Origin of the sequence: Arenibacter palladensis (assembly GCF_900129275.1) — a bacterium.
GTDB classification, from domain to species: domain Bacteria; phylum Bacteroidota; class Bacteroidia; order Flavobacteriales; family Flavobacteriaceae; genus Arenibacter; species Arenibacter palladensis.
Genome location: NZ_FQUX01000006.1, coordinates 183,553 through 195,034, shown reverse-complemented (window position 1 = coordinate 195,034; position 11,482 = coordinate 183,553). Strand labels below are relative to the sequence as shown.

Annotated in this window: 9 protein-coding genes; all 9 read right to left on the bottom strand. The window is 41.4% G+C overall.

The features are described 5' to 3' along the window. Positions 1-9 precede the first annotated feature (9 nt). Entirely contained in the window at positions 10-1,410 is a 1,401-nt protein-coding gene (locus tag BUA60_RS16340) for a neutral/alkaline non-lysosomal ceramidase N-terminal domain-containing protein (protein WP_072863521.1), read from the bottom strand. Between the two features lie 8 nt (positions 1,411-1,418). After that, positions 1,419-2,498: a sialidase family protein gene (locus tag BUA60_RS16335; RefSeq protein WP_143153212.1), complete on the bottom strand. Its 1,080-nt coding sequence runs from the start codon at positions 2,496-2,498 to the stop codon at positions 1,419-1,421. Next, a complete protein-coding gene (locus tag BUA60_RS16330; protein ID WP_072863517.1) occupies positions 2,495-4,861 on the bottom strand; it encodes a GH92 family glycosyl hydrolase in 2,367 nt (788 codons plus the stop codon). Before BUA60_RS16330 ends, BUA60_RS16335 begins: the two co-directional genes overlap by 4 nt. Before the next feature lie 15 nt (positions 4,862-4,876). Further along, positions 4,877-5,833, bottom strand: coding sequence for an alpha/beta hydrolase (locus tag BUA60_RS16325; protein ID WP_218587937.1), 957 nt, complete (start codon positions 5,831-5,833; stop codon positions 4,877-4,879). Then, positions 5,830-6,783 (bottom strand): alpha/beta hydrolase, encoded by a 954-nt coding sequence (locus BUA60_RS16320; RefSeq protein WP_084532634.1) that lies wholly within the window; start codon positions 6,781-6,783, stop codon positions 5,830-5,832. Before BUA60_RS16320 ends, BUA60_RS16325 begins: the two co-directional genes overlap by 4 nt. A gap of 175 nt (positions 6,784-6,958) precedes the next feature. Continuing rightward, a complete protein-coding gene (locus BUA60_RS16315) occupies positions 6,959-7,849 on the bottom strand; it encodes a bile acid:sodium symporter family protein (protein ID WP_072863515.1) in 891 nt (296 codons plus the stop codon). A gap of 294 nt (positions 7,850-8,143) precedes the next feature. Then, on the bottom strand, positions 8,144-9,172 hold the full coding sequence (locus tag BUA60_RS16310; RefSeq protein WP_218587936.1) for a polysaccharide deacetylase family protein: 1,029 nt from the start codon (positions 9,170-9,172) through the stop codon (positions 8,144-8,146). 19 nt (positions 9,173-9,191) lie between these two features. Further along, positions 9,192-10,109 (bottom strand): alpha/beta hydrolase, encoded by a 918-nt coding sequence (locus tag BUA60_RS16305; protein ID WP_072863513.1) that lies wholly within the window; start codon positions 10,107-10,109, stop codon positions 9,192-9,194. After that, positions 10,096-11,481 carry a PhoPQ-activated pathogenicity-related family protein gene (locus BUA60_RS16300; RefSeq protein WP_072863511.1) on the bottom strand — a complete coding sequence of 462 codons (1,386 nt, stop codon included), beginning with the start codon at positions 11,479-11,481 and terminating at the stop codon, positions 10,096-10,098. Before BUA60_RS16300 ends, BUA60_RS16305 begins: the two co-directional genes overlap by 14 nt. Position 11,482: the final 1 nt, after the last annotated feature.

Below are 11,482 nucleotides of genomic sequence, written 5' to 3'. Positions count from 1 at the left end.
TTTATGTTTTTATAGCTTGGTGTTCGTTAATTCATTGGCCATTTTAAAATTGAGCTCCATCAGGTAATCTCCCATACTATGTCCATACCATCCCATTAACCTAGCTTCATAGGTGTCAAAATAATAATATTTTTGTGGTACGATATAGCCCAGATACTGGCCGTTAAAACTGCTGAGTACGGAGTTATAACCCTGTAGTTCCAATGCATTTTTTAAATCCAAACCGTATTCCCCACTTAATTCATAGGGCAAGGCAAGCCAGATGAGGTTATTTAGTTTAAGGCCTTGTACCTGTATAGGGTTCATCTTTGGCATCAGTTTGCTGCCGAGGTAGGGGGAAAGACGTAAACGGTCCGATAGGTAAAGGAATTGCAACTTCGGAATTTCTATTTCCGACGATATCGCCGAAAAATCCATATTGGTGAGATGTTCCATTTTGTTTAAAGCAGATCGGGCCGAATCGGCAAGGGTTTCACCAATATATTTGGCTTTTTCAAATTTCTCACCTACTCCTTTATTGGAATGACTTCCTACCGTACCGGCGAAGAACATGGCTAGGTCAACCCCATTCATTTCCAAATGCCGTTGAAAGTATCCCGGATAATCACCCGTATATTGTTCGTTATCGGTACCTATTACGGTAGCATGCGCGGAAAAAGCGCCGATAGTGGCCTTTTTGCCGTTTTCCTGAATAAAGGATAAAAGGTCCAATTTATCATTGAGTCGCCCTGATTCACCAATGATCCTATTCCGCACCAAATTGGGAACTTTAATATAGCCCGAAGAAAATTGTGCGGGTTGTTTGTCTGCCAAGGCCTGTAAAATAAGGGAGGAAAATTTCTGGCCGAGCCATGTTACTACCTCTGGTTGATATTCCCCACCGAAACTTTTGCCTACATAACCGGGCATACAATTGCCAATACTGGAATGGGTGTGGGTAGCCCCAAAAAAAAGCTGTTTTCTGGAAATTTTGCCCTTAAGGTTGTCGGTAACCTTATTAACAACATCTTCCGGTATTGCCACTAGGTCCGCATTGATCAGAATAACGGTTTCATTATCGACTTCAAGAGCAATTGCTTTGGCGAAAATGGAATCGTGAACAGAGGTCGCAATTTTACCATCTCCATAGCCGGCCATTTTAATATTGTTGAATTCGCCTTTGGTAGGGTCGGGAGTACCGCTAGTGATTTTTGGGGTGATATTTGTCCTTGCAAAACCGGCAAGCAACGGGCCTTTGGCCTTGGTTTTATTCTTTACAGCTTCCTCTATATTTGCAATAGTATTCCTGTAATACTCCGTTTCAAAATATGGCGTGGTATCTATAGTACTGGTTGCAAAAAAGAAAAGAATAACCAAGAGCAATATCAGTGCCCCAAAAAACTTGAGCAATCTCCGTAACCATTTTCCCATTTTTATCCTTAATTAAGTTTTTGTGGATCTAAAACAATGTATTTTACCGTTTTTCTGTTCCATGTATATACGATATGCACTTTCCCATCGGGAGCTTGTATCATGGTGGGATATGAATATTCTTCCCCTTCCTTATCCGTATTTTCCCTTAAGGGCTCCAAGTCCAGAACGCGTTTCCAATTAGTGCCATCATTGGAAAGGGCCAAGCTTAAAGGCACCCGATCTCCCCAATTTTTACCCGTAGGATTGTATACCAATAATTGGCGCCCATCTTTTAGGCTTACCCCATCTATACCAGAGTTTGGATTGGGCAAGGCCGTAGCTTTCATTTTGCTCCAGGTGCTGCCATAGTCATTGGACCAATTTTCGGCAATGACCTCATTTTCGGTTCTGCTCAATAGCTGTAATTTTCCGTTTCCATAATTCAGGACTACGGGCTGTATGGCACCTAACTCTTTCCCATCATTAAGGGGTTGGGTTTTGGACCAAGTCTTTCCGTTGTCGGAACTCAGTTCCAAGTGTACCTGCCAACCTGCTTCATCATCTTCCGTGCTGGATGGAGAGAGAATTTCGCCACTTGCCAATTGAATGGGCTGGTTTTTAATGGGTCCAAGAATACCCTCTGGGAGTTTTACAGGTTCGGACCAGGTTTTTCCATCATCATTGGACGTCATATAGAGTCCCCACCATTCGGTAGGACTAGGTCCTACCTTGTAAAATAGAAAAAGCGGTTGGTCTTTTGGTTTAAACAAAACAGGGTTCCAACATGGGTATCTACTACCATCTTCCTGAACGCCATTCACTACTTCTATTGGGGTAGACCATGAACCACTAGTTTTTCGGGATACCCAAATACCAACATCATCATTTTTTTCTTCGGTACCACCAAACCAAGAAGAAACTACGGTCCCGTTACTTACTTCTACTGTAGAGGCATGGCATTCCGGAGTAAGTGCGTCTTCCAATTCATATATAAATTCTTGTTCTATAATGGCAGGATGGTCCAATGGAACTACTTCAGGTAATTTTTCCATTTTTCCTTTACATGATATTACTAACAAGGTACAGAATAAAAATAAAAGTCTCATAAGGTAGATTTAGATGATTGTTGATTAATTAAATAGTGTGGCTCTTTGGCCATAATAAAAGTTAGTTGGCCGCCATTGGCAATTTCTTTGTGCTTTATCCAAGTGCGATCCAAGGGTTTACTGTTTAGCAATATTTTTTTTACATAGATATTGCTGGGGTCATAATTTTCCGTGCCAATGGTCAATTGATGTTCGCCCATTTGGAGAACAGCATTCTTAAATAATGGTGCGCCCAATTGATAGATGTCCGTTCCGGCAATAGGATAAAAACCAAGGGAGCTAAAAATATACCAGGCGGACAAGGTGCCCGCATCATCATTGCCGTCTATGCCCACATAGGAATTATCGTATTTATTATCCAGGATCCAACGAACCCATTTTTGGGTCAAGTCTGGCCGGTCCACAGCATTGAAAAGATAGGCCGCATGGATATCCGGTTCATTTCCATGCCAATAATAGGACCCTGGGGTCCAGGTAGCCATTTTTGGATCGGCTTTGGCGAAAAAGTTGTTCAGTTCATCAACAAAATAATCTTTGTCCTTAAAAAGGGATACCAGGCCGTCCATATCATAAGGTACCGCCCACCGCCATTGCAGGGCACTTCCTTCGGTATAGTCCTTGGTATACTCATCGTCCCAATCCGTATAGGTAAGTTGTAAGGGCTTAAATTTTTCCACAAATCGTCCATCCTTATATCTGGACTGAAAATATTGGGTGTCGGGATTCCATACATTTTTGTAAAATTTGGAATGACTTTCAAAAAGTGCTTGGTCTTCAGGGAGTTGTAGTTCTTTAGCCAAAAGGCTTATGGAATGGTCGGCCCAGGCATATTCCAAGGTCTTGCTTACGGCTTCATCCCCAAATTCCGTAGGACAATATCCGTAGGTAAGGTATCCGTTTATCTCTTCCCGGCCAGCAGCGGAACTGTCCTTGGGAATGGGTTCCAGGGCCACTTGTCTCATTTTTTTATACGCAAGGTGTATATCAAAATTGTGTATGCCTTTTAGGTAAGATTCCGCAATAACCATATCTGCTGGAGAGCCCAGCATGGAGTTGCTATATCCGTAACCCGAGGGCCATCGGGGCAGGCTACCCCCTTGTTTGGACATTTCCACTAAGGAGACCAACATGTCCCTTTGTTCATTCTTGGCTATTAGATTGAACAATGGATGGACGGTTCGGAAAGTGTCCCATAAGGATAAATCCGTGTAGTAGTTGAAATCTTTGGCTTGGTGTATTTTTTTGTCAAATCCTTTATATTCCCCATTTACATCATTAAAGATGGTTGGCATTTGAAAACTGCGATATAAAGCACTGTAAAAGACTTTCTTATCTTCCGGAGTGCCGCCTTCAATCTTGATTAAAGCCAGTTTTCTTTCCCATTTGTCCTTGGCCATTTGGAGTATTTCGGCAAAATTAAAATGGCCCGCTTCTGTCTCCAGGTTTAAACGGGCATTTTCAATACTTACATGCGAAATACCAACTTTGGCATTAATGATGTCCTGGGCAAATCCGAGATAAATTTTTAGACTATCACTTTTTTTACTCAGGCCCTTTTTGTCCAATGTTTGTCCATCCCATATGCCATAGTCGGAAAACGGTTGGTCAAATTTGGCCACAAAGAATACCTGTACTCCACCGAATCGGCTTGCAAAGCTGCCAAAGGTCCTAACCAAACCTTCAATTTCATTGTTTTTGGGAAGTATGTTTGCAAATCCTTCCTTTGCCCGATGGTTGCCGGTGGTATTGGTAATATGGATAAGTAAATTTCTGTTGCCTTCTTTTGTAAAGGAATACCGGTGCAGGCCACTTCGTACTGTGGTCGTGAGTTCGGCAACAATGGCCTCTTTTTTCAATGCTACACGGTAATAACCCGGAAATGCGGTTTCATTCTTATGGGAAAATTTATGTGAGTAATCCGAATGGAAATCAATTTTATCAATGGGAGTCGTGGTCGGTGTAAATAAAAAATGCCCTCCATCGGTAGCGCCTGTGCCGGCCAACCGGGTATGGCTAAAGCCAAGTATTTTATTGTCTCCATAATAATACCCAGAAGTACTAAAATCTTTGGTGTTATTAAAGAAGGACATGGTTTCTGGGCTTAGGCGTACCATTCCGAAGGGAACAGTAGCACCCGGAAAGTTAAATCCACACACCCAATAGGGAAAGCCCCCTGTACCTATAAAGGTATTCACGTATTTACCCAATTGTCCCGGGCTAAAGTTATCAGTTCGATTATTGGGAGTTGCCTTTACAATAGTATTGTACTTATAGCTTGCAATAGAAATAGCAGCCAGCACTATGCCAATTGCCGTTACAATGGCAATGACCGTGATTTTCGCTATTCTTTTCAGCAACTTCATGAGGTTTCTTAAAATTTAGTTGAATGGAATGTACTTTTCAAAAAACCTGTCCATATGGTATTGGCAATAGGCATTTACCTTTACCGAAGCATCCATGGTATGTGGCCATCCTTTTAGTTTGTGGTAATAGGAAATGGCACCGGCCTTTTGCAGGGTGGCGTGTAATATGTCCGATTGCTCATAAGGTACCAACTCATCCAAAGTTCCTTGGAATGTAAGGGTTGGAGGTACGTTTTTGGAGATTAGGAATAATGGGGAGGCCTTTTTGTAAAGATCAGGGGCCTCTTCATAAGATTTGCCTATTAAATATTGCACAGAAGAGGCATTGATCGCCGTTTCATCGGTTAGGTTGGAAGGCCCGTAAAAATTGACAACTGCCTGCACCGCGGCGGATATTCCTTTTTCATCAACATCTTCCTGTGTATTGGAATAGGCGTTCATTAAGGCCAAATGTCCCCCGGCGGAACCACCTACCAAGGCAACTTTAGTGGCATCTATATGGTAATTGGCAGCATTGAGTTTAAGCCATCTTACAGCGTCTTCCACGTCGTGGAGCTGTGCAGGATATTTTGCGACATCCGTCAATCTATATTGAACGGTAGCGGTAACATAGCCTTTTTGTGCAAAACTGGACAAATACACCAGATAGTCGTGCTTGTTTCCTTTTTTCCAAGCCCCGCCATGGATAAAAATTATAAGGGGGGCATCTTTTTCTATTTCCTTGGAATGGTAAATGTCCAATTTAAGCGGGATAGTGTCCACGGTTTTGTAGGTGATATCTTTGTATTCCTTAATATCCTCAGGAACGGGGAAGTCTTTTTCAATTATTTTTAATGCCCCAGTGGCATAGGCTATCTTTAAAGTGGTATTGTTGGAATATCCCTTTGGGGGTACGGAAACATCATATTGTTTCGCTTTACAACCCAGTAATAAGGTGAAGGCAATTATGGCAATGAATATATTTCTAATCATAATTTTAAATGTTTTTCCAAGAATATGTCCGTATGATATTGAATATATGAGAACACTTTTGCGGAAAGGTCCATGGCATGTGGCCAACCCTTTAATTCGTGATAGTAACTGGGTACCCCATAAGATTTCAGGGTTTCATGAAGTTTTTTGGACTGGCCATAGGGCACCAGTTCATCCAAAGTGCCATGAAAGGAAATAGTAGGCGGGGAGTATTTGTTTACATATAAAATTGGTGAAGCCTCTTTATACATTTCCGGAGCTTCTTCATAAGTTTTTCCAATAAATCTATGTACCCGCTTTTCCTTTTTGGCAATCTCGGTTGTTAAATCGGAAGGCCCATAAATATTAATTACGGCCTGGACATTGGAGGGTAAGCCATTGCTATCCATAGATTTGGAAGAATGGGTATAGGCATACTGCATGGCCAAATGTGCCCCTGCAGAACCACCAGCGATAGCTACCCTATGGGCATTGATGTTGTATTCCTTGGCATGGGATTTCAGCCATTCTACGGCGTCCGAAACATCAAGGAGTTGGGCAGGGTATTTTGCCACGCCGCTCAATCTGTATTGTACGGTTGCCGTTATATATCCCTTCTGGGCATAGCTGATCAAATAGTGTAAAACATTGCTTTTCCTTCCTTTTTCCCAAGCACCACCATGTAAAAAAATTATTAAGGGGGCATCTTTTTTTAAAGCTTTTGGTTGGTAGACGTCCAGCTTTAATGTAGTGGTGTCTATGGTCTTATAAACCAGGTTCTTATGCTCCTGGATACTATTAGGGATTGCTACCTTGGTAATGGTAGGCTCAATGGCTCCCAGGGTATATGCTATTTTAAGGCTAATGTTATTTGCAAAGCCTTTGGGTGGCAAGGAAGGATCGTATTGATTTGACTTACAACCAACAAATAATAAAACCATCCATAAAAAAAACACTATTCTAGCGGCCATAAATGATTATCCTTAAGGTTCGGATTTTTTATTGTTGCCCAAAAAAAAATTCAGTTTTATTGTTTTGCTGTTTGCCAGGGGAGTTGCAATATGGATAAGCAAGGAAATGACAAAAAAGATGAATAAAACGAGGATAACATTAAATTGATATTTTTCCATCTTCTGTTAGTCAGGATTAATTGGCCGAGTCTTTCTCGAGGCTTAGTTCATCTTTTACCCCAAGAGGTTTCCTTATAAAAATTATTACCGTGGCCGTAACGAACATTAACAGGCCATAAATGGCAGGCACAATAGAGTATTCGGCATTGTTAAGGGCAATGGTTGCCAAGGTAATTGCCAAGGTGCCATTTTGGATTCCGGTTTCAATGGATATGCTTATAGCCTGTGGTCTTGTTAGTTTAAAGAGTACTGCCATTAAAAACCCAATGGTCATGGTACTCACATTGAGCAATATTGCCGGTAGCCCTGCCTCACTTAAATAGCTCATAAAAACATCCTTGACGCTAATGGTCACCCCAATGATAACCAATACAAATATAATGGCCGAAGCTATTTTTACCGGTTTCTCCATCTTGTTCGCAAAGGCTTCAAATTTACTTTTTATGAACATGCCGATGCCTACTGGAATGATCACAATGACCATCAATTGTTTTATCATAGTAAGGGCATCGACTGTAATGGCCATACTCTCATTGGAAAATTCTTGCAGCGAAAATTGAACAATAAATGGGATGGTTAAAATGGAAATGATGCTGGATACAGCGGTAAGGGAAACGGATAGGGCCAAATCCCCTTTGGCTAAATAGGTCAACATATTGGAGGTAGGTCCGCCAGGGCAGGCCGCCAATAACATAATGCCGATAGCGGTTGTCGGGGACAAGCTTAGGGAAACGGCAATAAAATATCCTATCATCGGCAACAACAACATCTGGCAGATAAGACCTATGATCATGGCTTTTGGATAGGTAACCACCCGCTTAAAATCGGAAAGTGTCAATGATAGGCCCATTCCGAACATGATAATGATCAATGAAATGGCAAGGATAATTCCAGAGGTAGAATTCATGACAAATAGGTTTTAAGTAAATGATTATCATTTCCCTCATAAATGGGATATACACAAATAAAACTTATTAAATATTATTTTCCTTATTATATTTTATTGGATTTGCATTATAATTTATCAGAAAATGAAATATCTGTTAATATTTATGTTAAAATGGTTAGGATAATTTAGATTTTATAATTGTTTTGGTTTAAGATTTAAAAGAAAGGACCGGGAAGGTCAGTTGGCCTTATCCGGTCCTTTAAATCAATATGCTTTTAATTGAATATTCCGCGTTCTTCCCTATATGGGCGTTTATTTCATGGAATTAAAACGGGTCATGATTTCTTTCCAATTGGTGAAAATTATCCCCTCTTCTTTGAAGAAATTGATGAGGTCTGGATCGCCAAAAATCTGTGATTCCCAAACCCGCTGTTGCCATGATCCCGTAATGCCCCTAAGGTTGTCGGTTTCAACGGAGGGGTGAAAAATGATTTCTGTTAGTCCGGGAGGTAAGGATTTTATCAAGGTCTTAAAAGCTTCCACCTTTTCTTCATAGGAATCCGCCTTTGGTGCACTGGAAAAGAAGTCCAATTTGGGCAAGGTGTATTCTTCGGTCATCTTTACCACAGAATCATCCATAGGATACCCTTTTGCTCTAAACTCTGCCAGAACCGAAGGAACGGATATATCTATAATATTTGCTGGAATGCCGTATTCCTGGGCTACTTTCATATAGACCTTTACATAACTGGGGTCGCCGAACAAGGTGCCCATATGGGTGTCTATATGGTCCGGTTTATAGCCCCAGGCTATGGATTGTTCTATTTGAGCCCTTATTTCTTTTTCCACTTCCTCGGCCGAAGCGTGTTGTACTACTTCCGGTACGCTCCTCCATAGCATGTCTTCCGGGTCCAATAGTCCGGGGACTTCTGCATCTGGGGTAATTGGGCCCCAACGATGTTTTTTCCATTCACTGGTTAATGTAAGGTGTAGGCCAATATCCATAGCAGGATTTTCCTTGGCCCAATTTATGAATTCTTCGGCGTTGGGGCAGGGTATCATGACCGCAGCTGATTGAATTTCCCCTTTGGTCAGTTGTTCCTTGGCGGCAATGTTCGCTTCTGGACACATGCCAATGTCATCTGCGTGTAACATGATTACCTTTTTTCCGGCAGGCCATCCCAATTTTTCGGCCCAGTTTTTTGCCTCTAAGGTTGTTTCCAATTCCGCAGGGATGTTGTTAATGGCCTCATCGGCATTTTTTTTCTTTTCCCCACAACTAAATAGTAATAGAGCCATACAAAAGCTCATGAACAAGATGATTGGATATGACTTTTTCATTTTTATTCGATGTTTTAAGTTATAAATATTTTTTAAACCAGTTGAGCCCATCTCCATAAATGATGTCTATTGGGGCATCCCGATGTTTTGCATCGTACCATATAATTTCTTTGGGTTCTTCTGCGGCTTTAAAAAGCAGTCTGCTCATTAAGGGGGGTACTATTTCATCATTTTTCGCATTTAACATAAGTAAAGGACGGGGAGCAATCTGCTTTACAAAGTTTAAGGGTTCAATAATACTGACAAAATCTTTTGCCTCCTTGGTCAATGCTTCTTTTTCGTACAATAAATTTAATTGTCCACCGGCCAAGGCCACTATAGGAACTTTTATTCGATTATCTATTCCGCAAAAAATGGTGCCTGTAATGCCTCCTAAACTGATGCCGTAGTATCCAATTCTCTGGGCATCCAGTTCTTCCCGTGTTTCGATAAAGTCGACCGCCCGTCTTAGGTCTAATACGGTCTGACTAATAATGTCCCTGCTCCAGTGTTTATATTTTCCAGTAAGGTTAAAATCATAAACATCTTCTTTTCTTTCCCCGTGCCCGCTAAAGTCTATCCTTAACACGGCATAACCGTTTTTAAGGAAAAGTTCGTTTCCGTAGGATACATAATCCACGTTCTTGTTGTCTCCAAGACCGTGCATTAATATAACTACCGGTAGGGGAGAAGTGGCAATTTTGGGTAGACTCAGAAGGCCTGTTACCTTTTTATGGTGAACACTATAGTAAGATAAGTGATATAACTTAAAATCTGTAGTGTCCTTTAATAGACTAAGGGTATCTTTAAGCGGGATAGCCTTGTCATAGGTATAATATTCCCTTACCGGAAAAGTCTCACTAGTATCACCGGCGTAAATGATGGTAAATGCCAATAGGAAGAGAATGGCGATAATACCAAAAAACCAATATATCCGTTTTTTCTTATAGGATTTCATCGTCGTCCGCTACATACATTCTTGTACTCTTGGTGTATTTCCCGCCGTTGGGGTCTTTATACTCCAAATCTATATAAAATGCCTTATAACCACTTTTAGGAAATTTTACCTGCTGTAAAATCTGGCCATGGTTTTTGGAGTCCAATTTTTTGGAGGTCCATGTTTCGTCCCTAAAGTCCCGATCCGAGGAATCTGCAGACCATATATAGGCATTTTCAAGTTCATCGGAAGTGGTTTTGACCGTTAGGGTCGCCGAGGTATTATCGGTCGTTAGGCCATAGGACAATGAGGCCTGTGGCGATTTCTTCAGGGATTTGCCCCAAAAGGCGCTCAGGGCCCTTATGGCCTGTTCTCCGTCACCTAAGTCATGGCCGGCATTGGGTACATAATGGATATAATTTTCACCAGGAATATCATCAATGTAATTTTTGATGGCATCCACAGGCCAGTATTCATCATTTGTACCGATAAATATTAATTTGGGCATGGTTAAATTGGCCCTGTAGGAATATGGGTCTACCATTTGCGTTATGGCCTTTCCATCCTCGGTTCCTACCGTTTGAGGGATTTCGAGTTTAATGTAGTCGTTGATCTGTACACTATATTCGTTCCATGCCGTAATTTGATAATCCAAGCTTACGGGCATATTTAAAACATCTATTACCATTGGTGCAATGGTCTCGACCCTTTTGTCGTTTGCCCCGGTCAACCAGGTAGTCCAACCCCTTTTTGAAGCTCCGGTTACCGTAAAGCGTGTTACCTCCTTTTGAAGATTTTTATTGGTAAATTCCTGTACGGCATCCATGGCTCTGACAGCGCTTTTTACCATTGGAAATAACAAAGGCCATGTTGGGTCCTTGTCATTTTTATAATTGTGAAGAGTATAGGATATAAGTGCATCTTCCGTAAGGCCATCGTACAATGGTTGGTTAGGGACCTGTCTTACAATGGCAACTATGGCCTTGTTCTTATCAGCTACCTGGGCAAAACTGATGGATTTCTTGTCATCTTCATTGGATGACCAATTGGGTATCCCCTCTTTTATGCTCCCGCCTGTGATTAATAGTAGCGCTCCATCATGGGCAACTTCATTGGGAACCAATACGGTAAGTTCATGGTTCCAGACATGTTCGCGCCATTTTTGGGAGGTCAGCATAAGCTCATAGGCGGTTACATCCCCTATGGCATAATTCTCCTTCAGTTCCCATTTATACGTTGTATCGTCATTGTTTAGGTAGCTTTGCAACGCAATGGAAGGAGTTATTTTAGTTGCCGCTGGGGCAATGTTTTCCACCAGTTTTTTTGGACTGTCCTTACAGGAAAAAACAAATAATAAGGATATCGATAAAAAAATAGAAACCAACTTTTTCATT

Coding starts and splice junctions, on each gene's coding strand:
- BUA60_RS16340 (WP_072863521.1), bottom strand. CDS start 1,410: ATGGGAAAATGGTTACGGAGATTGCTCAAGTTTTTTGGGGCACTGATA.
- BUA60_RS16335 (WP_143153212.1), bottom strand. CDS start 2,498: ATGAGACTTTTATTTTTATTCTGTACCTTGTTAGTAATATCATGTAAA.
- BUA60_RS16330 (WP_072863517.1), bottom strand. CDS start 4,861: ATGAAGTTGCTGAAAAGAATAGCGAAAATCACGGTCATTGCCATTGTA.
- BUA60_RS16325 (WP_218587937.1), bottom strand. CDS start 5,833: ATGATTAGAAATATATTCATTGCCATAATTGCCTTCACCTTATTACTG.
- BUA60_RS16320 (WP_084532634.1), bottom strand. CDS start 6,783: ATGGCCGCTAGAATAGTGTTTTTTTTATGGATGGTTTTATTATTTGTT.
- BUA60_RS16315 (WP_072863515.1), bottom strand. CDS start 7,849: ATGAATTCTACCTCTGGAATTATCCTTGCCATTTCATTGATCATTATC.
- BUA60_RS16310 (WP_218587936.1), bottom strand. CDS start 9,172: ATGAAAAAGTCATATCCAATCATCTTGTTCATGAGCTTTTGTATGGCT.
- BUA60_RS16305 (WP_072863513.1), bottom strand. CDS start 10,109: ATGAAATCCTATAAGAAAAAACGGATATATTGGTTTTTTGGTATTATC.
- BUA60_RS16300 (WP_072863511.1), bottom strand. CDS start 11,481: ATGAAAAAGTTGGTTTCTATTTTTTTATCGATATCCTTATTATTTGTT.